The 23,726-nt window shown below is 61.1% G+C and carries 25 protein-coding genes; 15 read left to right on the top strand and 10 right to left on the bottom strand.

Annotated elements, in window-relative coordinates:
• Positions 1–62: 62 nt before the first annotated feature.
• From QTL56_RS16285 to QTL56_RS16320, 8 genes are all read left to right on the top strand, one after another.
• Entirely contained in the window at positions 63–1,157 is a 1,095-nt protein-coding gene (locus QTL56_RS16285) for a microcin C ABC transporter permease YejB (RefSeq protein WP_245134134.1), read from the top strand.
• Positions 1,157–2,293, top strand: coding sequence for an ABC transporter permease (locus tag QTL56_RS16290; protein ID WP_245134136.1), 1,137 nt, complete (start codon positions 1,157–1,159; stop codon positions 2,291–2,293). The genes QTL56_RS16285 and QTL56_RS16290 overlap by 1 nt, the downstream gene beginning before the upstream one ends.
• Positions 2,290–3,927 carry an ABC transporter ATP-binding protein gene (locus tag QTL56_RS16295; protein WP_245134139.1) on the top strand — a complete coding sequence of 546 codons (1,638 nt, stop codon included), beginning with the start codon at positions 2,290–2,292 and terminating at the stop codon, positions 3,925–3,927. The genes QTL56_RS16290 and QTL56_RS16295 overlap by 4 nt, the downstream gene beginning before the upstream one ends.
• 12 nt (positions 3,928–3,939) lie before the next feature.
• Positions 3,940–4,902: a 2-hydroxyacid dehydrogenase gene (locus tag QTL56_RS16300; RefSeq protein WP_245134141.1), complete on the top strand. Its 963-nt coding sequence runs from the start codon at positions 3,940–3,942 to the stop codon at positions 4,900–4,902.
• Between the two features lie 89 nt (positions 4,903–4,991).
• Complete coding sequence (locus tag QTL56_RS16305; RefSeq protein ID WP_229573621.1) at positions 4,992–5,291, top strand: hypothetical protein; 300 nt, start codon at positions 4,992–4,994, stop codon at positions 5,289–5,291.
• A gap of 133 nt (positions 5,292–5,424) precedes the next feature.
• Entirely contained in the window at positions 5,425–6,729 is a 1,305-nt protein-coding gene (gene pncB / locus QTL56_RS16310) for a nicotinate phosphoribosyltransferase (RefSeq protein ID WP_229573620.1), read from the top strand.
• Positions 6,730–6,834: 105 nt separating this feature from the next.
• The gene (locus QTL56_RS16315; protein ID WP_245134143.1) at positions 6,835–7,299 is read left to right on the top strand and encodes an SRPBCC family protein; all 465 of its coding nucleotides are present in this window, start codon (positions 6,835–6,837) and stop codon (positions 7,297–7,299) included.
• Positions 7,300–7,392: 93 nt separating this feature from the next.
• Positions 7,393–7,551, top strand: coding sequence for a hypothetical protein (locus QTL56_RS16320; RefSeq protein WP_229573926.1), 159 nt, complete (start codon positions 7,393–7,395; stop codon positions 7,549–7,551).
• A 10-nt stretch (positions 7,552–7,561) separates the two neighbouring features.
• Here the strand turns inward: QTL56_RS16320 and QTL56_RS16325 are convergent, their stop codons facing one another.
• The 9 genes from QTL56_RS16325 to QTL56_RS16365 all read right to left on the bottom strand — a co-directional run bounded on the left by QTL56_RS16325 (position 7,562) and on the right by QTL56_RS16365 (position 16,489).
• A complete protein-coding gene (locus tag QTL56_RS16325; RefSeq protein WP_229573618.1) occupies positions 7,562–8,548 on the bottom strand; it encodes a type II secretion system F family protein in 987 nt (328 codons plus the stop codon).
• Positions 8,549–8,560: 12 nt separating this feature from the next.
• Positions 8,561–9,577, bottom strand: a complete 1,017-nt coding sequence (locus QTL56_RS16330; protein WP_229573617.1) for a type II secretion system F family protein — start codon at positions 9,575–9,577, stop codon at positions 8,561–8,563.
• A gap of 5 nt (positions 9,578–9,582) precedes the next feature.
• Positions 9,583–11,067, bottom strand: coding sequence for a TadA family conjugal transfer-associated ATPase (locus QTL56_RS16335; protein WP_229573616.1), 1,485 nt, complete (start codon positions 11,065–11,067; stop codon positions 9,583–9,585).
• Between the two features lie 26 nt (positions 11,068–11,093).
• Positions 11,094–12,383 (bottom strand): CpaE/TadZ family protein, encoded by a 1,290-nt coding sequence (locus QTL56_RS16340; RefSeq protein ID WP_229573615.1) that lies wholly within the window; start codon positions 12,381–12,383, stop codon positions 11,094–11,096.
• Positions 12,384–12,416: 33 nt separating this feature from the next.
• Positions 12,417–13,094: a CpaD family pilus assembly protein gene (locus tag QTL56_RS16345; RefSeq protein WP_245134145.1), complete on the bottom strand. Its 678-nt coding sequence runs from the start codon at positions 13,092–13,094 to the stop codon at positions 12,417–12,419.
• 59 nt (positions 13,095–13,153) lie between these two features.
• Positions 13,154–14,650 carry a type II and III secretion system protein family protein gene (locus tag QTL56_RS16350; RefSeq protein ID WP_245135459.1) on the bottom strand — a complete coding sequence of 499 codons (1,497 nt, stop codon included), beginning with the start codon at positions 14,648–14,650 and terminating at the stop codon, positions 13,154–13,156.
• Between the two features lie 70 nt (positions 14,651–14,720).
• Positions 14,721–15,533, bottom strand: coding sequence for a Flp pilus assembly protein CpaB (gene cpaB, locus QTL56_RS16355; RefSeq protein WP_229573613.1), 813 nt, complete (start codon positions 15,531–15,533; stop codon positions 14,721–14,723).
• 116 nt (positions 15,534–15,649) lie between these two features.
• Entirely contained in the window at positions 15,650–16,162 is a 513-nt protein-coding gene (locus tag QTL56_RS16360) for an A24 family peptidase (protein WP_245135461.1), read from the bottom strand.
• 141 nt (positions 16,163–16,303) lie between these two features.
• Positions 16,304–16,489 carry a Flp family type IVb pilin gene (locus QTL56_RS16365; protein ID WP_229573611.1) on the bottom strand — a complete coding sequence of 62 codons (186 nt, stop codon included), beginning with the start codon at positions 16,487–16,489 and terminating at the stop codon, positions 16,304–16,306.
• 521 nt (positions 16,490–17,010) lie between these two features.
• On the opposite strand from QTL56_RS16365, the gene QTL56_RS16370 reads away from it, so the two are divergent.
• From QTL56_RS16370 to QTL56_RS16400, 7 genes are all read left to right on the top strand, one after another.
• The gene (locus tag QTL56_RS16370; RefSeq protein ID WP_229573913.1) at positions 17,011–17,382 is read left to right on the top strand and encodes a pilus assembly protein N-terminal domain-containing protein; all 372 of its coding nucleotides are present in this window, start codon (positions 17,011–17,013) and stop codon (positions 17,380–17,382) included.
• A gap of 108 nt (positions 17,383–17,490) precedes the next feature.
• Positions 17,491–18,132 carry a TadE/TadG family type IV pilus assembly protein gene (locus tag QTL56_RS16375; protein WP_229573610.1) on the top strand — a complete coding sequence of 214 codons (642 nt, stop codon included), beginning with the start codon at positions 17,491–17,493 and terminating at the stop codon, positions 18,130–18,132.
• A complete protein-coding gene (locus QTL56_RS16380) occupies positions 18,129–18,740 on the top strand; it encodes a TadE/TadG family type IV pilus assembly protein (RefSeq protein WP_229573609.1) in 612 nt (203 codons plus the stop codon). The genes QTL56_RS16375 and QTL56_RS16380 overlap by 4 nt, the downstream gene beginning before the upstream one ends.
• 89 nt (positions 18,741–18,829) lie before the next feature.
• Positions 18,830–20,050, top strand: coding sequence for a phosphopentomutase (locus QTL56_RS16385; RefSeq protein ID WP_245134147.1), 1,221 nt, complete (start codon positions 18,830–18,832; stop codon positions 20,048–20,050).
• Positions 20,047–21,015, top strand: a complete 969-nt coding sequence (locus tag QTL56_RS16390; protein ID WP_245134149.1) for an adenosine deaminase — start codon at positions 20,047–20,049, stop codon at positions 21,013–21,015. Before QTL56_RS16385 ends, QTL56_RS16390 begins: the two co-directional genes overlap by 4 nt.
• Before the next feature lie 106 nt (positions 21,016–21,121).
• Positions 21,122–21,751, top strand: coding sequence for a uracil phosphoribosyltransferase (gene upp, locus QTL56_RS16395; RefSeq protein ID WP_113458212.1), 630 nt, complete (start codon positions 21,122–21,124; stop codon positions 21,749–21,751).
• A gap of 126 nt (positions 21,752–21,877) precedes the next feature.
• Positions 21,878–22,396, top strand: a complete 519-nt coding sequence (locus QTL56_RS16400) for a TIGR02281 family clan AA aspartic protease (protein ID WP_245134151.1) — start codon at positions 21,878–21,880, stop codon at positions 22,394–22,396.
• Positions 22,397–22,409: 13 nt separating this feature from the next.
• Here the strand turns inward: QTL56_RS16400 and deoA are convergent, their stop codons facing one another.
• Positions 22,410–23,726 (bottom strand): thymidine phosphorylase, encoded by a 1,317-nt coding sequence (gene deoA / locus QTL56_RS16405; protein WP_245134158.1) that lies wholly within the window; start codon positions 23,724–23,726, stop codon positions 22,410–22,412.

Here is a 23,726-nt window from a genome sequence, read left to right on the forward strand (position 1 = left end):
TTGGCGGACGCAATGGGAATGGCCTTGGCCGGCGGGTTTGATCCCGCAACGGAGCGTTTTGCATGATCGCCTATATTTTCCGGCGTCTGCTGCTGATGATCCCGACCATGGTCGGCATCATGGGCATATCCTTCATCGTCATCCAGTTTGCCCCCGGTGGCCCGGTCGAACAGGTCATCGCCCAGCTGAGCGGTCAGGGCGACAGCGCCGATGCGCGTCTGTCCGGCGGCGGCGACATGCTGAACCAGTCGGTCGGCACGGAGGAGAGTGGCTCCCGCTATCGCGGTGCCCAGGGCCTTGATCCGGACCTGATCGCCAAGCTCGAAAAGCAGTTCGGCTTCGACAAGCCGCCGCTTGAACGGTTCATGGAAATGATGTGGAATTACATCCGCTTCGACTTCGGTGAGAGTTTCTTCCGCAACACGTCTGTCATCGACCTCATCATCGAAAAGATGCCGGTCTCGATCTCGCTCGGCCTGTGGGTCCTGTTGATCTCCTATGCGATCTCAATCCCGCTTGGGATCAGGAAGGCGGTCTCAGACGGCTCGCGCTTCGATGTCTGGACCTCTGGCGTCATCGTCATCGGTTATGCCGTTCCGGGCTTCCTCTTCGGCATCTTGCTCATCGTGCTGTTCGCAGGCGGCTCCTTCTTTGACTGGTTCCCGCTCCGCGGCCTGACCTCCGACAATTTCGCCGAACTCTCCTGGTGGGAGAAGATCCTCGACTACTTCTGGCACCTCGCACTGCCGCTGACAGCGCTCCTGCTTTCGGCCTTCGCCACGACGACCCTGCTGACGAAGAACTCCTTCATCGACGAGATCAAGAAGCAGTATGTGGTGACTGCCCGCGCCAAGGGTCTCGGCGAGCGCCAGGTGCTCTACGGCCATGTCTTTCGCAACGCCATGCTGATCGTCATCGCCGGCCTTCCCGCGGCCTTCATCTCGGCTTTCTTCACCGGTTCGCTGCTCATCGAAAACATCTTCTCGCTCGATGGCCTCGGACGCCTCGGCTATCTCGCCGTCGTCAATCGCGACTATCCGATCGTCTTTGCCACGCTCTACATCTTTTCGCTGATGGGTCTTGTGGTCGGCCTCATCTCCGACCTGATCTACACATGGATCGACCCGCGCATCGATTTCGACCGGAGGGATGTCTGATGTCCGCCGTCGAAACCACGTCCATCGCGCCGCCGAAAAAGGCCTGGCTCAAGCCCACCAATCGCCGTCGCCTCGAAAACTTCAAGGCGAATCGGCGCGGCTTGTGGTCCTTCTGGATCTTCATGGTCCTCTTCGTGCTCTCGATGTTTGCCGAATTCATTGCCAATGACCGGCCCGTCATCGCTTCCTACAAGGGCGAGATCCTCTTCCCCGTTGTCGTCGACTACCCGGAGGAAAAGTTCGGCGGCTTCCTCGCTGTCACCGACTATCGCTCGCCCTTCATATCGGACGAGATCAATGCCAACGGCTGGATGATCTGGCCACCGATCCGCTATTCCTACCGCACGGTGAATTCCGAAGTGCCACACTCGGCGCCCACAGCGCCCTTCTGGCTGATGGACAAGGAAACCCGCTGCGCCGCCTATCCGCTGAAGGCCGAGGATCCGAGCTGCGTGCTCGGCAACATGAACTGGCTCGGCACCGACGATCAGGCGCGCGACGTCATGGCCCGCATGATCTACGGCTTTCGCATCTCGATCCTCTTCGGACTGGCGCTGACGCTCGCCTCCGCCGCGATCGGGGTCACGGCGGGGGCCGTGCAGGGTTATTTCGGCGGCTGGACCGATCTCCTGATGCAGCGTTTCATCGAGATCTGGTCATCAATGCCGGTGCTCTACATCCTGCTGATCATCGCAGCCATCCTGCCGCCCGGCTTCTTCGTCCTGCTCGGCATCATGCTGCTTTTCTCCTGGGTCGGCTTCGTCGGCATCGTGCGTGCCGAATTCCTGCGCGCGCGAAACTTTGAATATGTCAACGCTGCCCGCGCGCTAGGCGTTGGAAACGGCACGATCATGTTCCGCCACCTGCTGCCGAACGCCATGGTCGCCACCTTGACCTTCCTGCCCTTCATCCTCTCGGGTTCGATCACCACGCTCACCTCGCTCGACTTCCTCGGCTTCGGCATGCCGCCTGGCTCGCCCTCGCTTGGTGAGCTGATCGCGCAGGGCAAACGCAATCTCCAGGCCCCCTGGCTCGGCCTCACCGCCTTCTTCACCATGTCGATCATGCTCTCGCTCCTGATCTTCGTCGGCGAAGCCGTGCGCGATGCCTTTGATCCGAGGAAGACCTTCCGATGAGCGAACATATGAAGCCTCTCCTCTCCGTGCGAGATCTGTCCGTTGCCTTCCACCAGGGCGGAAGCGAGAGTCTGGCGGTAGACCGGGTTTCTTTCGATATCGGTCGGGGCGAGATCGTCGCTCTCGTCGGCGAATCCGGTTCCGGCAAGTCGGTCTCCGCTGCCTCGATCCTGAAACTCCTGCCTTATCCGGCGGCCAGCCACCCCTCCGGCCAGATCCTCTTCGACGGTCGCGACCTGATGACGGCCAGCGAGCCGGAGCTGCGTGCCGTGCGCGGCAACGAGATCACCATGATCTTCCAGGAGCCGATGACCTCGCTCAATCCGCTCCACACGATTGAGCGGCAGATCGGCGAGATCCTGACGCTCCATCAGGGTCTGGCGGGCGCCCCGGCCCGCGCAAGAGTGCTGGAACTGCTGCATCAGGTCGGTATCCGCGAACCTGAAAAGCGGCTCACAGCCTATCCCCATGAACTCTCTGGTGGGCAGCGCCAGCGTGTCATGATCGCCATGGCACTCGCCAACAGACCGAAGCTCCTGATCGCCGACGAGCCGACTACGGCACTCGACGTCACCGTCCAGGCGCAGATCCTGGAACTGCTCGGCCGCCTGAAGACCGAGCATGGCATGTCCATGCTGTTCATCACCCACGATCTCGGCATCGTCCGCAAATTCGCCGATCGCGTCTGCGTCATGACCAAGGGTGAGATCGTCGAGGCCGGCGCGGTCGAAGAAATCTTCGAGCGCCCGCAGCACCCCTATACGAAGAAACTGCTTGCCTCCGAGCCGCGCGGCGAGCCGCCGCTTCTGGACGCGACAAAAACCGTTGTCATGCAGGGCGAGGACATCCGCGTCTGGTTCCCGATCAAGGCCGGCTTCCTGCGCCGCACGGTGGACCATGTAAAAGCCGTCGATGGCGTGGACCTGACGCTCAGGGCCGGGCAGACGCTCGGGGTAGTCGGCGAATCCGGCTCTGGCAAGACGACGCTCGGCCTGGCCCTCTCGCGCCTCATTGCCTCGAAGGGGCGCATCAGCTTCATTGGCAAGGACATTCACGCTTTCTCTTACAGCGAGATGCGGCCGCTGCGCGATCGCCTGCAAATCGTCTTCCAGGATCCCTTCGGCTCGCTCAGCCCCCGCATGTCGGTCGGCGAGATCATTGCCGAGGGGCTGAAGGTTCATGAAAAGCAGCTCACGGCGGAAGAGCGCGATGCACGCGTTGCCTGGGCGCTTGAGGAAGTCGGCCTCGATCCCACCACCCGCTGGCGTTATCCGCATGAATTTTCCGGCGGCCAGCGGCAGCGCATCGCGATTGCCCGCGCCATGGTGCTCAAACCCCGTTTTGTCATGCTCGACGAGCCGACATCCGCCCTCGACATGACCGTCCAGGCCCAGGTCGTTGATCTCCTGCGCGACCTTCAGGCCAGGCACGATCTCGCCTATCTCTTCATCAGTCATGACCTGAAGGTGGTGAAAGCGCTTGCCAACGAGCTCATCGTCATGCGCGGTGGAAAGGTGGTCGAGAGGGGCCCGGCGGCAGAGGTCTTCGCCTCTCCCAAAGCCGATTACACCCGTGCCCTGATGGCCGCAGCCTTCAATCTCGAAGCCGTCGAGGCCGGTGGCATTCGCCAATAATGTGAGTTTACCATGTCCGACAAACGCCCCGTCGTCATCGACCTCCGCTTCGCGCGCGAGACTGTGGTCTCCGCACTGCGTTCGGCCTTTCCAGATCGGCCTGTCATCGACATGGGCGACCCCGCCAATGCCGACCGAGACCTTTCCGATGCGGAATTCGCCATCGTCTGGAAGCCGGATCCGGCGCTCTTCCGCCGTGCCACGGGGTTGAAGGCCATCTTCTCCGGTGGTGCCGGCGTCGATCACATCCTCTCGGCCTATGAACTCCCCGACCTTCCCATCGTGCGCTTCGTCGATCGCAGCCTGACGGATCGCATGAGCGAGTGGGTTGTTTGGCAATGCCTCCACCATCTGCGCAACGGCATCGCCTATGCCGGGCAACAGCGGGAGCACGTCTGGAATGAAATCGCCGAACAGCCGGAAGCCCGTGACGTCACGGTCGGCGTCATGGGTCTCGGTGTCCTCGGTGCCGATGCCGTCCGCAAGCTGAAGGTCATGGGTTTCGATGTCATCGGCTGGTCGCGTCGTGCCAAGTCGATCGCCGGTCTCGAAACCTTCGATGCCGCAGGCCTCGATGCCTTCCTGGGTCGCACCGACATCCTCGTCGGCCTCCTGCCGCTGACCGAGGACACGCGCGGCATCTACGATTGCGCGCTCTTCTCGAAGCTCCGCAGCACTGGCGCCTTGGACGGTCCCATCTTCCTCAATGCGGGTCGTGGTGGCAGCCAGAACGAAGCCGAATTAATTGAGTGTCTCGCCGACGGTACGCTGAAGGCAGCATCCCTGGACGTCTTCGAAAATGAGCCGCTTGTCACCGACAGCCCGCTCTGGTCGATGCCCAATGCGATCGTGACGCCCCATGCGGCAGCGGCATCGGATGTTCGTGCACTTTTCCGCCATGTAGAGGCGCAGATCGCTCGTCTGGAAAGCGGCAAACCGCTCGAATTCGTCGTCGACCGCACATCCGGCTACTGATCAGCCACCGAATTCGCGGAACAAACCGCGACAGCTTCCGTTTGTCCTGAGGAACGCGCCTTGAGCGCCTCAGAAAATGGGAGCATCACATGAGCAGCAGAACCGATATGCCCGACACATCCGATCGTCGGACCCGTGGCCTGAGGCCTGAGCCCATGACGCCGGTCGAGGCTCGCCAGGGCTTTCGCGGCAAGCCTGTCCTGATTGTCCTCCTGGGAGGGCTCATTCTCGCCATGCTGGTCTGGATTCCCGCTGAATGGTGGGGCAATTCGATTGCGCCGGAAAATCCAGCCAATGAGTCGCAGCAGACAGCTCCAGCGCCGTCCCCGGGGGGCACTTCCGACGGGGCCGAGAACATGCCGCAGTCAAACCCGACGCCGGGCCAGTGATTGCAGCTTGGCCGGTACGCGCACGTCGCTCACTGGACAATCCGAAATCGATTGCCGATAACTGCAGCGGAAGCGACCGAAGTGTTCCGGTCGCCCGCCGCAGCCTCCGCTGCGGAAGTGAAGGCAGTGGATAATGACCAAGACTGATATCGCGACCAGGGTATATAACCACGCCTGGAAGCTCGATCCGATCATCCGCAGCCTTATCGATACCGACTTCTACAAGCTCCTGATGCTTCAGATGATCTGGAAGCTTTACCCGGAGGTCAACGCCACCTTCACCCTGATCAACCGCACCACCTCGGTCCGTCTCGCCGACGAGATCGACGAGCAGGAGCTACGCGACCAGCTCGATCATGTCCGGTCTCTTCGTCTGACCAAGAAGGAAATGATCTGGCTCGCGGGCAATACCTTTTATGGCCGGGCCCAGATCTTCGAACCCGAATTCCTTGCATGGCTCGGCAATCTCCAGCTGCCCGAATACGAGCTTGCCAAGCGCGACGGTCAATACGAGTTGACCTTCCACGGTCCCTGGATGGAAACGACGCTCTGGGAGATTCCGGCGCTCGCAATCATCAATGAACTGCGCTCGCGTGCGGCCATGCGCTCCGTCGGATATTTCACCCTCGATGTGCTATACGCCCGAGCCAAGGCCAAGATGTGGGCCAAGGTCGAGCGCTTGCGCGAACTTCCGGGCCTGCGCATCTCCGATTTCGGTACTCGACGGCGCCACAGCTTCCTCTGGCAGCGCTGGTGCGTCGAAGCCCTGAAGGAAGGCATCGGCCCGGCTTTCACGGGGACAAGCAACGTCCTGCTCGCCATGGATTCGGATCTGGAGGCAGTGGGCACGAATGCCCACGAACTTCCGATGGTCGTCGCAGCGCTTGCCAGAAACGACGAGCAACTGGCAGCCGCCCCTTACCAGGTTCTCAAGGACTGGAACCGTCTCTACGGCGGAAACCTGCTGATCGTCCTTCCGGATGCCTTCGGCACCGCATCGTTTCTCCAGCACGCCCCCGATTGGGTCGCCGACTGGACCGGCTTCCGCCCGGACAGCGCGCCCCCGATCGAAGGCGGTGAGAAGATCATCGACTGGTGGAAGAAGACGGGCCGAGATCCCCGCAAGAAATTGCTGATCTTCTCCGACGGTCTTGATGTCGATGCCATCATCGACACCTACCGCCACTTCGCCGGCCGTGTGCGCATGTCCTTCGGCTGGGGTACGAACCTCACCAATGATTTCGCCGGCTGCGCACCGGTGGAGATCGCCGGCCTGAAACCGATTTCCATCGTCTGCAAAGTGTCGGAAGCCAATGGTCGCCCTGCCGTGAAACTCTCGGACAATCCGCGCAAGGCAACCGGCGATCCGGCCGAGGTTGAGCGATACCTCCGCTTCTTCGGTTCACAGGACCGTGTCGAGCAGGCCGTAATCGTCTGACATCAGCGACGCTCTGATGCTTTAGATGTCTTGCATCCGCCGCCTCTGCCATGCAGTCTTGTTTCCACGGGAGGGAGCCCGTGATCTGCAAGGGAGGAATGCCGAATGGATATGCAGGGAACCGAGCGCATAGAGGCGCCGGTCGAGACCGTATGGCTGGCCCTCAACGATCCTGATATCCTGAAACAGGCGATCCCTGGCTGCGAGAGCCTGGAAAAGACGTCCGACACCACGATGGCGGCCAAGGTCGTTCTCAAGATCGGACCGATCAAGGCGAAGTTTGAGGGCGCCGTCGAGTTGCAGAACCTCAACCCGCCCAATTCCTATACGATATCAGGCGAAGGCAAGGGCGGCCTTGCCGGCTTTGCCAAGGGCGGGGCAGATGTGACGCTGACATCCGATGGCGAAGGAGCGACCGTACTCACCTACACAGTGAAGGCGGAAGTCGGTGGCAAAATCGCGCAGCTCGGCAGTCGTCTGATCGAATCGACATCAAAAAAGCTCGCCGGAGAGTTTTTCTCGAATTTCAGCGCGGCCGTGACAGCGGGTGAGGGAGGACGCGAGGCTTGACCGGACACGCGCGATCGGGTGAAAGCCCGGCGCAAGGATACGTCATCATCGTGGGAACCAGCCGAGATGATTCGGCCTTATGGGGACATGACGATGATGAACGAAGGACCTGATCAGTATTTCGAACAGCAGGACATGGCGGTCAAGCTGATGCTTCTCGAAAACAAGTCCGACGAACTGACGGACATCCTGGTGGAAGCGCTCCAGGATGCGTTGAAGCTCCTTGAAGAAGAGCTCGCAACCGTCCACTGATTGAGCGCAGTCAGAAGCGGTCGGACACCTGGATGCCGGCCGGACCGAGGATGACCGCGACCAGCACGGGCAGGAAGAACAGGATCATCGGGACGGTGAGCTTCGGCGGCAAGGCCGCGGCCTTCTTTTCCGCCTCGTTCATGCGCTCGTCGCGCCCTTCCTGAGCCAGCACCCGAAGTGCCTGGGCGACAGGCGTACCATAGCGGTCCGCCTGGATCAGCGCCTGGACCACGTTCTTGACGCCGTCGAGCTGGGTTCGCGTGCCAAGATTTTCGAGCGCCTGGCGCCGATCGGGCAGGAACGAGAGCTCAGCGGTGGTGAGTACCATTTCCTCGGCGAGTTCGGGTGATTGTTCCCCGATTTCGTCCGATACACGTCGCATGGCGGCCTCGAGGGAAATACCGGATTCCACACAAATCAGCATCAGGTCCAGCGCGTCTGGCCACGCGCGGCGGATCGATTTCTGGCGTTTGCCAATACGGTTCGAAATATAGATGTTCGGCAGATAAAAGCCGACATACCCCCCCACGATGGTCGCAAAGAGCCGGACCGCAGGCGGTTTTTCGGCGAGATTTCCCAGTGCGAAGACCCAGAATGCGGTCAGTGCCAGGGTTGCGAAGGGCAACAGGAAGCGCGCGACGAGAAACATGTTCAGCGCGTTCTGTGAACGAAGCCCTGCAGCCTTGAGCCGGTCGACAGTGCCGACGTCGACAAGCGCCTTCTTCAGATTGAAGCGCTCGACGATATTGCGCACCGACTTGTTATTGTTGGCCCGGAGCGATGCGCGGCTCTGCGTCGCTTCGGCATTGAGCTTCGCCCGCTCACGCGCCCGGATCAGGTCGCGCTCGGTCGAGACTGCACGCATGCGCTTGTTGAGATCGCCGCGTTCCAGGTACGGCATCGCGAACGTGTAGAATGTGCCGAAGACCGCGAGCGCCACCAGCACTGCGATCACCAACGCCGGATCGGTCATTTGTGCGGCCCAGTCCTCGGTCATCCCGCCTATCCTTCAGATCTCGAAATTGATCATGTTGCGCATGACAAGCAGCCCGATACTCATCCACACCGCTGAAATGCCGAGGATCAGGTGTCCTCGCGGATCAGTGAAGAGGATCATGATGTATTGCGGGGATGTCAGGTAAACCAGGAAGGCGACGATGAAGGGCAGGGCGCCGATGATGGCCGCCGAAGCTTTCGCTTCCATCGACAGCGCGCTGACCTTGGCCTTCATCTTCTTGCGGTCGCGCAGCACCCGCGAAAGGTTGGACAGGGCTTCGGAAAGATTGCCGCCTGCCTGTCCCTGGATCGCCACGACGATAGCAAAGAAACTGACCTCCGAGAGCGGCATGGTCTGGTGCATGCGCGCAACCGCATCGGGGACGTTGAGGCCGAGCTGCTGCGATTCGACGATCCGGCGGAACTCGGTCTTGACCGGCTCCTGGCCGTCGGACGCGATCATGCGGATCGCGTCGTTCAGCGGCAGGCCCGATCGGATGGAGCGCACCATCACGTCCAGCGAGTTTGGAAACTCGTTCAGAAACTGCTTCTGGCGACGGCCGACGAGAAAGCCGACGATCCAGCGCGGCAGGCCGAGGCCAGCGACAAAGGTGGCGCCCCCGATGACCAGCGGCGGCATGCCGGTGAGAAAGGTCACGGCGAGCACCACGAGGCTCAGAATGGCACTCAGGATATAGAATTGCGGCAGCGTTACCGGCAGACCCGATTGCACAAGCTTGGCCTTGAGACTGGTGGCATTGGCCTTCTTGGTCTTCTCCTGCTGCTGCTTCTTTTCCAGTTCCTTCAGCGAATCCTGGACAGATTTGCGACGCTTGGAGATTTCCTGCACGCGGTCGCGGGCAGCTTTCACCTGCGAGGTATCGGTTTCGGCAGCACGAACCCTGTTGATGCGGCTGGCGGTCTTCTTGTCGGTCTCGATTCTCGAATACAGCACGCCATAGGCCACGGCTCCGGTCGAGACGGCAACCAGAAGAACGATGGCGAGAATGGTCGGATCGATGCCGAACATGGTGATCAGATCCCCTTCGACTTCTGTTCCATGGAATCAAGCGCGGCAGCGAGCCGGCGATCCTCGTTGTAGTAACGGGCGCGGTCCCAGAAATGCGGCTTGCCGATGCCGGTCGACATGTGCCGTCCGATGATCTTGCCGTTGGAGTCTTCACCGTCCATCTCGTAGCGCATCAGGTCCTGGGTGATGATCACGTCGCCTTCCATCCCGATCACCTCGGTGATGTGGGTGATTCGGCGCGAACCGTCGCGCAGACGGGCGGCCTGGATGATGACGTCGATCGAGCCGGAGATAATCTCGCGCACGGTCTTGGCCGGCAGAGAAAAACCACCCATGGCGATCATCGATTCCATACGGCTGAGGCATTCGCGCGGCGTGTTCGCATGGATCGTGCCCATCGAACCGTCGTGGCCGGTGTTCATGGCCTGGAGAAGGTCGAAAACCTCCGGTCCACGCACTTCGCCGACGATGATGCGTTCGGGGCGCATACGCAGGCAGTTCTTGACGAGGTCACGCATGGTGATTTCGCCTTCGCCTTCGATGTTCGGCGGGCGCGTTTCGAGACGCACCACATGCGGCTGCTGCAGCTGCAGTTCGGCCGTGTCTTCGCAGGTGATGACACGCTCGTCGGTGTCAATGAAGCCCGTCAGGCAATTGAGAAGCGTCGTCTTGCCCGAGCCGGTACCGCCGGAGATGACCACGTTGCACCGGACGCGCCCGATGATCTGCAGAACCTCCGCGCCCTCTGGCGTGATCGCGCCGAACTTGACGAGCTGGGCGAGGGTCAGCTTGTCCTTCTTGAACTTACGGATGGTGAGAGCCGGTCCGTCGATCGCGAGCGGCGGCGCGATGACGTTCACACGGGAACCATCGGGAAGACGCGCGTCGCAGATCGGGCTCGATTCGTCGACGCGGCGGCCGACCTGGCTGACGATGCGTTGGCAGATCGAAAGCAGCTGGGAATTGTCGCGGAAGCGGATCTCCGACTCGATGGTCTTGCCGCCGACTTCGATGAAGGTCTGGCCAGCCCCGTTGACCATGATGTCGGCAATGTCGTCGCGTGCCAGCAGCGGCTCGAGCGGACCGTAGCCCAAGACGTCGTTGCAGATGTCATCGAGCAGTTCTTCCTGCTCCGAGATCGACATCGCGAAGTTCTTGATCGTGATGATGTCGTTGACGATATCGCGGATTTCTTCGCGCGCGCTTTCGCCGTCGAGCTTGGCCAGCTGCGACAGGTCGATCGTGTCGATCAGCGCCGAGAAGACCTGGCTCTTGGTGTCGTAATAATCTTCTGTCCGCGGTGGCTTCTTGCGGCTCGGGGTCTGCATCGAAGGTGCCGCGACCTGCTGCCGGCTGTTGACCTCCGGGCTGCCGGGCTCGATGAGCGTGCTGGAACGGGCCGCAGGTGCGGCAGCAGGCGGCTGTGCCGGGATCGTGCTGACGCCCGCCCCGCCCTTGCCGAAGCCGTCGTTTCCGCGTTTGCCAAACATGAGCTCTACCTGTTCCTGTTACCGGTCTACTTCTTGCGGAGTTTTTCGATGAGCGAGCCGAGGCCCGCCTTCTTGGGTTTCTTGATCGTGGCGCGGCCCGTCACCAGATGCGCCAGCTGCGAAAAGGTCTCCGCTGTCGGGGATTTCCCATCGAGTTCGCTGATCATCCGGCCACTGTTGGCGGCCGTGCCGAAAAGCTGTGCATCAAAGGGTATGATTGCGACCGGCTCGAGTTCGAGCGGTTCGAAGAAATCCGATGGCGCGATTTCGGGACGTTTCGGCATGCCGACCTGATTGAGGATCAGATGCGGCGGCTTGTCCTGCGGCCTGAGTTTCTTCAGTGCATCCAGCATGTTCTTCATGTTGCGCAGATTGGCGAGGTCGGGCGCGCAGGTGATGACGATCTCGTCGACGTCGGACAAGACCGCTCTCGTCCAGTCGGCCCAGGCATGTGGAATATCGAGCACGGTGATTGGCGCTGCTCGCTGCAGGACGTCGAGTATGGGCTGGAAGGTCCCGCGCTCGTAATCATAGCCTCGATCGAGCATCGACGGTGCTGCAAGAAGCGAAAGGTTCTGCCCGCATTTTGTCAGAAGGCGGTCGAGGAAGACCTCGTCCAGCCGCTCCGGCGAGAACACGGCTTCGGCCATGCCCTGTGCAGGATCCTGGTCGAAGTCGATATTGGCCGTACCGAACGGCAGGTCGAGATCCGCCAGGACGGTTTCGGTTGAAAACAGCGAGGAGATCCCGAAGGCACAATTATGTGCAATCGTCGACGAGCCGACACCGCCCTTGGCGCCGATGAAGGCGATGCTGCGGCCGAGCGGCTCGGATTCTGGGTCGACGAAAATGGATGATATCGACCCCATCATGTCCGCCATGGTGAAGGGGGCGACGATATATTCCGAAATGCCGCTGCGAATGAGTTCGCGATAAAGAGCGATGTCGTTATGCCGGCCGACCATGATCACGCGCGAACTCGGATCGCAGACTTCCGCGAGCGGCGCGAGCTCTGTCAGGAGGTCGCGCGGGCCGGCATCGGTTTCGAGAATGATCAGGTTCGGCGTCGGCGTCGAGGAGAACATGTTCGCCGCTGCAGCGACATTGCCATGCGTGATGCGCATGCTGACACGCGCCATGCGACGGTCGGCGGCACATTGCTCCATGGTCCGATGCACTGCATCGCTGATGCAGAAGGCATGGATCGAAATGCGGGGCAGGGGACGCAGGGCCTCGACATCGCCTGCGATCACGCTCTCGGAGGCCCCGCGAAATTCGCCGCCCGTTTCGCCAATTTCATAGTCGATCGCGTTCATGCTCTCATCCTGTCCTCTTGGACCCCTGCCGCATCACTCGGTTGCCGTATTGCTGCCTTCGCGATAGAGGCCGATCACGTTCGACCGCCGGGTCGCGTCGATCGGCGCCATGTCGCGCGGGGTCACCAGATCCATCGGGTTGGCGATCTGCGCGGCGAGGTTGCTCTGAGTCGCGCAGCCGAAATTGTGGTAGTTCTTGTTGCTGAACGTGTTGTTCTGCAGGTCCTCGGGCCACTCGCCGCAAGGGTTGGTCATTGCCGTGATCGCCACATAGCTGATCCGCACCGGCGCTGCATTGCTGTTCGCCTCGGCCTGATAGGAAGTTTCGATGATCCGGTTCGACGGCACGCCGCGCGTGGTCAGAACTTGGCGGATCTGCTTGCGCATGGCGGAGGCTGCCCCCGAATTCGGCGAACCATGCGGCACCATGACCTGGATCGTCCCTGTCGATGCCGACAGATAATCGGCGGCAAAGCCGGCAATGGAATCCTGCACGCTCATCGTCAGCTTCCGGTCGCCCGAGGCGATCGGGACGTCGAGCGTATGCTCGACTTCGCTGAGCATGATCGGATGGCGCGTCCGGTAATCGTCCGGGATGGCCGAGGTGGACATCTGGTCCTTCATGCTGCCGCATCCGGCGAGCACCGCAGCTGCCCCCAGAAGGACGCTGCCGAGAACGAGACGCTGCAAGGAGTGACGTGCGGATGCCATGGCTGGCTGACTTTCCCTGACTTGACGTGTCGAGTTTTCCATCATGATCCTCGCGCCGTTCATTTGTAGATGAAGCCCACGGCGCCGTGGTATTGACCAGGCGCTACAGGGTTCTCGCGACGGCCATAGACCTTGTTCACCTTGTTCAGGAAGAAGGTCGCGCCGTCATTCTCGGGGTTGAAATTGTCATCCGGTCGCGACAGCGCGCCGCGTGCCACGGGACGCACGAGATAGGGCGTGGCGATGATCACGAGTTCGGTCTCGTTGCGCTGGAAGTCCTTGCTGCGGAAGAGCGTACCGAGCACCGGAACCTTTGACAGACCCGGCAGGCCCGAGGTTGCCTGGCGGATATTGTCCTGGACGAGGCCGGCGATCACGATCGAACCACCAGACGGAAGCTCTACCGTCGTCGATGCCTCGCGCTTGCGGATCGACAGGTAGGTGGAGCCGGGCACCTGGTTCAGGATGTTGCCCGTGACCTGCGATGATTCCCAGGTCGGCTCGGACACGTTGGTCTCGATCTGCAGGCTGATGCGGCCGGGTGCGAGGACGACGGGGCGGAAATTCAGCTCGATCCCGTAATCGACGGTTTCGGTCGTCCGCTCGAGCGAAGTGCCCTCTTCGTCACTCGTCACTTCCTGTTGCCCGGCAATCCGGAATTCGCCACCGACATAAAATTTGGCAGCTTCGCCCGAAATGGCGGTCAGGCTTGGTTCGGCCAGCGTGCGCATGACGCCCGCCTGCTCCATCGCATTGATGTAGGTATTGATCCCGAGACCGCCGATTCCGGCAGAAATCGTGGCGGTTCCTGTCGGATCGATGGCATTGCCGAGGTTGGACGGATTGGCATAGCTGATGCCGGTCGAACCGTCTGAAACGCTGCCGGAGAAGCCGAGCTGTTTCAGCACCTGGCGGCTCACTTCCGCGACGGTGACCTTGAGCGTGACCTGATCCTCGCCTTCGATCGTCAGGAGATTGACGATCTGGGACTCCTGCCGATCTTCCGCATAAATCGCCACATCACCGCCATTGTCGCCTCCGGAAGCCGTCTGGTTCCGTGTCGTCGCTTCACCACCCTTGAGGAAGGCCTGTGCGAGGCTCTGGGCGCGGGCGGCGTCCTGCGGCGTGCGCACCGTGCCTGTCAGAACGATATTGTCCGAGACGATTTCGACCTTGATGTCCGATTGCGGGATGAAACGGCGCAGGTTGGCCTCGAGCCCGGCGATGTCGCGTTCGATCTCGATGTCGAGGCTGATAATCTCATTGCCGTCGGCGCCGAAGATGAAGATGTTCGTCTGGCCGACGGTCTTGCCGAAGAGATAGATGCGGCGCGACGAACGGGTCACGGCATCGGCCATGGCAGGATCGGCAACCAGAATGTCATGCGCGTCTGCCGGCAGATCAACGACCAGGGCCTTGTTCAGCCCGAGCTTGACGGTACGGCGAGCACCTGGTCCGGCATTGGTGATTCTGAGTACGGTCTGTTGCGCGGCCTCGGCGGCCGGAAAGAGACTGCCGTGAGGCGGGAAGGATGCCGGTGATCCCGTGAACGTCATGGCGAAGACGATGCCACCGGTCAGGGAAACTCTGAATTTGTGCGTCAGGCTGGCCACGATGTGTCCCCACTCACTGCATGGAATTGGCGGTCGAGGAGGTCGACTTGACGACCTCGCCGGACTTGATGACCTGAATGGTCGGCTGACCGTCCCCGCCGCTCAGCAGGTGGTCGGCGGCCGAGGTGTCTTCCTCCTGGGCATCGGCGACGGAACGCAGCGCGAGGGACAAACGGTCGGCCATCTGCTGGGCGACGGCCATGACCTTGGTCTGTTCTGGCGTCAGCTCCAGCGTTGCTGTCGTACCGATGACTGATCTGGAGCCATCAGGTGCTTCTTCGATCTGCTGGTCGATGGCGAGGATACGCACGTTGGACAGGATGGTTTCCGTGAGGAAGTTGTCCTCGTCACCTTTGCGCACCATGATCACGTCGACGCGGTCGTTCGGCAGGATGAAGCCGCCCGCACCTGTCGCGACAGAGATCTCGGTCGAGACCGCGCGTTTTCCGGATGGCAGAAGCGCGGAGAGGATGCGGGAGGAGGAATCGGCGATCTTTTCGCGGCGCAGTGGCTCGCCCTCGAACACTGGCAGGCGGACAACGACGCCCGTGAGCTCGGTCAGAGCATCCGGCCGCGTGGAGGAGGTGATGAAGCCATCGACGACACTGCCTTGCGGCCAGGGCATCCAGCGCATGGAGGTTTCATCGAGACGCGCGCCAACCGGCAGGTTTTTAGCCGAGACCAGAACATCGATGCTCGGCTCCTTCTCGACGATGGAATCCTGAACGATGACGGTCTGGTTGCCGCTCAGCCGCATGGCGAGGAGACCGGCCATACCGGCGGCCACTACGGCAACGGCGAGTATGATGAGACGGGCGGGTTTCATGATCGATCCTCGGGCGACGCAATAGGTTCTGCCCAAGAGATTGATCAGGAATTGGTGTACTTATAGTTAATGAGCCGCTTACAATCGTAGTTAACGGAAGGTTTCTTCGCGCCCGATCAGTGCGTGCTCCGAATAGCGGCCTGCACCAATGGAGAATCCGGATAGGTCAAAAGCCCGGCAGCTCCGATGGCGATCGCATAGGGGACTTTCTTGGCAACCATGAGAGTCTGGGGCAGCCTCATCCCGACCGTTTCCAGTTTATCCCAGTTTGCCCGCAGCAGGATCACTGCAACCGTCAGAAGGCCGCCGAGATAGCAGGTGAACATCAGGAACTCGAAGAGGGAGGTGTTGAAGCCGAACCAGAGTGCAGAGGCGGTGAGGATCTTGGCGTCTCCACCACCCATGACATTGAAAGCAAAGAATGCAAAACAGATGGCGAACACCATTAGTGCGGCTGCCAGATGCCAGCCGATCTCGACGAGCTCGAGGCCGCTGAACGGTATGATCAGCGCAAACGATGCAGCGAGGAGAGCAGGAATCCCGTTCGGGATTTTCATCTCCAGGAAGTCCGTCAAGGCTGCCAGCACGAGGCAGATAGGAAGGATGAGAAAGACGGCTGCATTATACATGTGAAGCTCCCCAGTCAGATCGCCACTCTGCCTGAAATCTGTTTGCAATTGGCAAACGGCGAATGCTTCAAATTATCCAGAAACTGGAAAAGCCGCCATGCGCTGGCGGCTTTCCCTGATCTCGACAGATCCGCCAGTATATTACTGGCTAGCCGTCACGCCCTGGCCCATCTTGGCGCCGACGTTGACGAACGTGTTGTTCAGAGCGCCACCGAGGGTCGAGGCGCCAGTGATCAGGGCGACCGAGATCAGGGCGGCGATGAGGCCGTACTCGATGGCGGTTGCGCCGGACTCGTCCTTGATGAAACGTGCGAAAAGCTTGGTCATGTTATTCTCCTACTCCGCGAGGTTGATCAGCACTGCCGGCAACTGTTTACCGCTGCTCGGATGTCGCAAACCTAACCGGCGCCGTGTTGCCATCGACTTAAGAAAAACGGTTACCAGATCGTGAAGCAGCCTTAGCCGTTGCTGTGGTAAACGAATGCTGCAGGAGGTCGCTAAGATGCGACTGAAGCCCCCGGATTTTCGGTGTTTTGGCCCTGTTGACGAAGTCGTGGCCGGACGTGCGCCATGCAACGGACGGCACTCCGGTGATCGAATTCATGGGTGCGATCCCCTCTTGAGGCTCGATCTGTCCCGGATCGAGGCAGTCGGGGTTTGAGCCGGCAGATGGACGTGCACATTTTCAGTCGGTGACGCATGCACGACCGCGTCCAGCCGCCCGCACAGCGCGCCGCTTTCCGGTTTAACCCTTCATTCACCTAAGCCGGGCATCCTCTCGGCACCTCTTCACGCGCGTATTCAAGGGCATGTCCATGTCAGATCGTCATTTTGCCGTAGCTGCCGTCATGTTCCTGGCGCTGGCCATGTTGTCACCGGCGCCTGCCGTTCAGGCGGAAGACGAGGGCATTTTGCGCGTCTATATGAACAGCGCCCGCGTCCTGAAGCTCGACCGGCCCGTCAGCAAGGTGATCGTCGGCAACTCGCAAGTCGCCGATGCGACTGTCGCGGATGCCCGCACGATTGTTCTCACCGGGCGCTCATACGGCACGACCAACCTCGTCCTTCTTGATGCCGACGGCAATGCCATCGTCGACGAGCGCATCCTGGTGTCGATCGACGAATCGAGCACGGTGCGCGTGTTCAAGTCGACGGAACGCACGGTCCTTTCCTGTACGCCGAACTGCGAAGAACACGCGACGACGGGCGCCACGCCATAAAGTGTACGAGATTTCCGTTGAGCGGGTTCGGCAAAGTGTAAAGATTCGGGAAACGGAAAATCAACATTTGACCCGTAGCCTTTGTCCATCTTTGGGGATGAACAGGCCATGACGAGCCACGACACAGATCGACATCATCAGGCTGAAAACAGCCGGCGGCCACGGTTCCGTCTGTGGCGGAAGCTCGCGCGATCCAGGGATGGTGCAGCAGCCATCGAATTCGCGATCCTCGCAATCCCCTACTTCATGATCATCTTCGCGATCATCGAAACCTTTGTGGCCTTTGCCGCCGAACAACTGGTGACCAACGCGGTCAACACACTCGGACGACAGTTGCGTACCGGGCAGATCACCTACCAGCTGAACCGGCCTGATACCGACATGGACGTGCTGAAGTTCCGCAAGGCTTTCTGTGATGAAGTCGACATCATGATCCAGTGCTCGGAAACAGAGATCTCGACCCCGAGCAAGCTCTACATCGATGCCAGAACCTTCGCGACCTTCGGCGCCATCCCGAAGACCATCCCGCGGGCCTCGACGGACACCTTCTCCGACATCGATCCGACCAGTTTCAAATTCACGCCCGGCGGCCCTTCCACGATCAACATGCTGCGTGCCTATTATCGCTGGCAGGTGATCACCGATCTCATCCGCCCCTACATCACGACGATCCGACCATCTGACGGTTCGCTGCCGTCCGACTTCCTGATCGTGGCCACAACCGCGTTCCAGAACGAGAATTACCCATGACCGCAAGAGGCAGAGAGATATCCCTGTTCGCTCGTCTTCGGTTTGCGGGAGCAGCCGTCTCCGACACGCTGCGCCGCCTCGCTCGCGACCGGCAGGGCGTTGGCGGCGTCGAGTTTGCGATCATCGCGCCGATGCTCATCGTTCTCTATCTGATGGCCTTCGAGCTCACCATGGGCCTCAGCGTCGCCAAGAAGGCCTCGCTGGCGAGCAGCACGGTGGCAGATCTCGTCGCGCGCCAGGATACGGTGACCAAGACCTTTCTCACGACGATGTCCGACGTATCAGGCGCGATCTTCGTGCCCTATCCTTCCAACAACCTGGTGATCAAGATCAGCGGGATCAAGATCAACTCGGCCAAGGCAGCCAAGGTGGCCTGGTCCTGGTCGACGACCGGCATCGCACCCTATGCGGTCGGAACCGACGCGCCTGTCCCCTCCGACATGCTGGTGGAAGACACTTTCCTCATCCGCAGTGAACTCAGCGTGTCGCACGAGTTGATGATGTATCTTCCCGGTCTCACGGGTACCGAGACGAAGAGCCTGACGCTCGCCCGGGAGTTCTATTTCCGCCAGCGTCTGGGCAAGGATGTTGCCTGCAGCGGCTGCTGAAGGGCATGTTTGCCAAGATCCCGGCAAGGCGCTAAGGATGCTGGCGAAGGCCGGCAGACCAGCAAACCAGACCCGGCCGTGGGTTCCACATGGCACGCGCTTTCATATTCGTTCTCGATTCCTTCGGCATCGGTGGTGCTCCCGATGCGCCCGCCTATGGCGATGATGGCTCCGATACGCTTGGGCACATCGCCGAATTCTGTGCCGCCGGCGCCGGTGATCGCCAAGGCCTTCGCCAGGGCCCATTGACCCTGCCCAACATGTCCGCGCTCGGCCTCCTGGCGGCCGCCAGGCTCGCAACCGGCAAGACGCCGGACGCCATGCCGATCCCCGAGCGGGTCTTCGGCCTCCACGGTGCTGCCAGTGAGGTCTCCAAAGGCAAGGACACGCCCTCCGGTCACTGGGAAATCGCCGGCACGCCTGTCATGTTCGATTGGGGTTACTTTCCGGAAGGCGACGAAGCCTTCCCCTCCGATCTCGTCGAGGCGATCTGCCGGGAGGCAAATCTGCCCGGCGTCCTCGGCAATTGCCACGCTTCGGGCACGGAAGTGATCGCCCGCTTTGGTGAGGAACACATCCGCACCGGCAAGCCGATCTGCTACACGTCGACCGACTCCGTTTTCCAGATCGCAGCCCACGAAACCCATTTCGGCCTGCAACGCCTGCTCGACCTCTGCCAGATCGTACGCAAGCTTCTCGATCCCCTGAATATCGGCCGTGTGATTGCCCGACCCTTCATCGGCGAAACCGTCCAGACTTTCGAACGCACCGGCAATCGTCGCGACTATTCCGTCCTGCCCCCCGAGCCGACCCTGCTCGATCGCCTGGTGGAAGCCGGCCGCAAGGTGCATGCCGTCGGCAAGATCGGCGATATCTTCGCCCACCAGGGTGTCTCGCGCGTCATCAAGGCCAATGGCAACATGGCTTTGATGGATGCGACCCTGAAGGTCATGGACGAGGCGGAAGATGGCGATCTCGTCTTCACCAATTTTGTCGATTTCGACATGCTCTTCGGTCACCGTCGCGATGTGCCGGGATATGCTGCAGCGCTCGAAGCCTTCGATCGCCGCCTGCCGGAAGTCCATCGCAAGCTGAAGCCCGGCGACATTGTTCTCATGACGGCCGACCACGGCTGTGATCCCACCTGGCGCGGCACCGACCATACGCGCGAACGCGTTCCGATAATGTGCTTCGGCCCCGGCGTGCGCTCGCGCAACATCGGTGTCCGCAACACCTATGCCGATATTGGCGAAACCATCGCGGCGCATCTGGGGATCGCTCCTGGCCGCTACGGACGGAGCTTCCTGTGACGAAACGACTGAAAAAGGCCGAACTGCACTGTCATATCGAGGGTGCAGCACCACCGGCGCTGGCCCTGGCTCAGGCGCAAAAATACGGCGTTGACGCTGCGACCTTCATGCATAAGGGCATCTATGCCTGGACCGATTTTGCCGAATTCATCAAGGCTTATGACCGTGTCGCCGCGCTCTTCCGCACCGAGGAGGACTATGCCCTTCTGACGGAGACCTATCTGCGCGAACTTGCAGCCGTCGACACGATCTACAGCGAGCTCATCGTCTCGCCTGATCACGGCGACCGCATTGGCCTCGGCGCTGACACCTACCTCTCCGGCATCACCGCCGGCATCGAGGCCGCAAAGGCTGCAACCGGCATCGAGGCCCGCATCATCGTCACCGGCGAACGCCATTTCGGCCCTGAAAGCGTCATCGCAGCTGCCGCATATGCCGCCCGCAGCAACAACCCGCTCGTCACGGGCTTCAACTTGGCCGGCGAGGAGCGCATGGGCCGCGTCGCGGATTACGCCCGTGCCTTCGATATCGCCCGCGAGGCCGGCCTTGGCCTCACCATCCATGCCGGTGAAGTTTGCGGCGCCTTCAGCGTCACGGATGCCCTCGACATCGTGAAGCCCGCGCGGATCGGACACGGCGTCCGCGCCATCGAGGATCCGGACCTCGTCAGCCGCCTCGTCGATCTCGGCACAGTCCTCGAAGTCTGCCCGGGCTCCAACATCGCGCTCAATGTCTTCCCGGATTTCAAAAGCCACCCGTTGCGCAAGTTCCACGCGGCAGGTGTGAAAGTCTGCATCAATTCCGACGATCCACCCTTCTTCGGCACGTCGCTTGCCCAGGAATATGATTGGGCATCGAGCGAATTCGGCTTCACCGACGCGGAGATCGATGGCATGACGCGTACCGCGATCGAGGCGGCCTTTGTCGATGAGGAGACAAGGACGCGGCTTCTCGCCCGCCTGTGAGCCCGCGCCTGTTGAAGACCTGGCAAAATCCGGCATCGCTCTTGCAGGCGTCCAAGAGAATGTGAAAATAGAAACAAATCAGAAAACAAGAAAAGAAGGCTCGACCATGGACGGCGTAACAGTCATCGATCACCCCCTCGTGCAGCACAAGCTGACGATCATGCGCCGGAAGGAAACGTCGACTTCGAGCTTCCGCCGCCTCTTGCGGGAAATCTCCACGCTGCTCTGCTACGAGGTCACCCGCGATCTTGAGCTCACCATGGAGACGATCGAGACTCCGTTGACCGAGATGCAGTCGCCGATCCTCGAGGGCAAGAAGCTGGTCTTCGCCTCGATCCTGCGCGCCGGCAACGGCCTTCTGGAAGGCATGCTGGAACTGGTGCCTGCTGCCCGCGTCGCTCATGTCGGCGTTTACCGCGATCACGAGACACTGCAGGCCGTCGAATATTACTTCAAGGCGCCCGAAGCTCTGTCGGAGCGTCTGATCATTGTCGTCGACCCCATGCTCGCCACCGGCAATTCCTCGATCGCGGCGATCGAAAAGCTCAAGGAACGCGGCGCGAAGAACATCCGTTTCCTCTGCCTGCTGGCAGCACCGGAAGGCATCAAGAACTTCCACGCCGCCCATCCGGACGTGCCGATCTTCACCGCGTCGATCGACAGCCATCTCAACGAGAAGGGATACATCATGCCCGGCCTCGGCGATGCCGGCGACCGCATGTACGGGACGAAGTGATTTCTTAACCAGATTACAAGCTTTGGCGGCCCGAAACCCTGGTTTCGGGCCGTTTTGCATCGCCTGTTATCCCGTTTCTCGCGGCTGGCTGCTACGATCGGCGCATCGCTCAACGGGGGGTCGCTGATGTTCGCTCGCACGCTGTTCACCGTCCTGACGCTCGCTCTGTCCGCCAGCCAGTGGCCGACGATCGCGGAGAAGGTCCAGGCAATGCTGGTCGAACGCGAGGCAACCGCTCCCCAAGAGATTGCGGCCAAGCCTTCGGCGACGCAAGCGGGTCAGACGGTCCTCACAATGGGACCGGGCGGTCACTACGCAGGCACGTTCAAGATGAACGGCAAGCCTGTCGACGCCATGGTCGATACCGGCGCCTCGCTGGTTGCAATCAATGTTTCCACCGCCCGCCGCCTGGGTTTCAGCCCCGCCGCGCTCGACTTCCGCTATCAGGTGAATACGGCCAACGGCTCCATCAAGGCCGCCCATATCGTGCTGGACCGCGTTGAGATCGGCAGCATCCGGGTTCGTGATGTCGACGCCTTTGTACTCGGCGACGAATCCCTGTCCTCAACATTGGTCGGCATGAGCTTCATGAAGAAGCTCAAGTCCTACACAGCCGAGAAGCAGACGCTGCGGATGATCCAGTAAGGCAATATGGCCCTTACTCTGCGCCGATCCTGAGCCCGATCACCGGCGCGTCGGCCGGCTTCTTGTCCGATATGCGATAGCACGCGGCCACTGTTTTCGCGGCTTGAGTGGCTGCCGCCTCGTCATTTGCGTGAGCGAAGGCGATCGGCTCACCCTTTGCAACCTTGGTTCCCAGTGGCTTGAAGCCGGCGAGGCCCATGCCGTGGTCGATCTTGTCGCTCGGACGCTGGCGACCACCACCGAGCGAGACTACGGCGAGACCGAGCCCGCGCGTGTCGCAGGCGCTCAGATAACCGTCCTGCTCTGCAAGAACGGCCACCTCGACCTTGGCGCGGGGAAGGTAGGTCTCCGCCCTCTCCATGAAATCGGCAGGTCCGCCAAGTTCGCTGACCATTTGGCCGAAGATCTCCGCAGCCTTTCCGGACGTGAGAACCTCGCGGCAACGGCGCAGCGCCACCGTCTGATCGGTCTCCACGCCGGCATTGACCAGCATTTCGGCGCCGAGTGCCAGGGTGACCTCTTCGAGCCGCGTACCGCTCTTCTGGCCTTTCAGAAAATCGACGGCATTCTGAACCTCGATGGCATTGCCGGCACAGTCGGCAAGTGGCTCGTTCATGTCGGTCAGAAGTGCCGTGGTCTTGACGCCAGCCCCATTGGCCACCCTGACCAGAGAGCGCGCCAGCGCCTCGGCATCCTCGGCCTTCGCCATGAAGGCACCATTGCCGACCTTGACGTCCAGCACGAGGCTTTCGAGCCCGGCGGCCAGTTTCTTGGAAAGGATGGAGGCGGTGATGAGGGGGATGGATTCGACCGTCGCCGTCACGTCGCGGATCGCATAGAGACGCTTGTCGGCCGGTGCCAGATCCCCCGTCTGGCCGATGATCGCGCAGCCGGCGCGATCCACCGTCCGGCGGAAGGTGACATTGTCGGGCATCACATTGTAGCCGGGGATCGACTGCAGCTTGTCGAGCGTCCCTCCGGTATGGCCAAGGCCACGTCCAGAAATCATCGGTACGGCAAGGCCGCAGGCTGCGACGATCGGTGCCAGCATCAATGAGACATTGTCGCCCACACCACCGGTGGAATGTTTGTCTGCGACGGGTCTTCCAACGCCGGCCCAGGACAGCACCTCGCCCGAATCGCGCATCGCAAGAGTTAGCGCCACGATCTCGTCCGGCGTCATGCCCCGAACGAACACCGCCATGGCGAATGCCGCGACCTGTCCCTCGGAAATCGTCTCTCGGGAAAGCCCCTCGATGAAGCCGGTAATCTCGTCCCGGCTGAGGGTCCCGCCATCACGCTTGCGCCGGATGATCTCTTGGGGAAGCAT

The sequence above is a fragment of the Peteryoungia algae genome (assembly GCF_030369675.1).
Classification (GTDB): domain Bacteria; phylum Pseudomonadota; class Alphaproteobacteria; order Rhizobiales; family Rhizobiaceae; genus Allorhizobium; species Allorhizobium algae.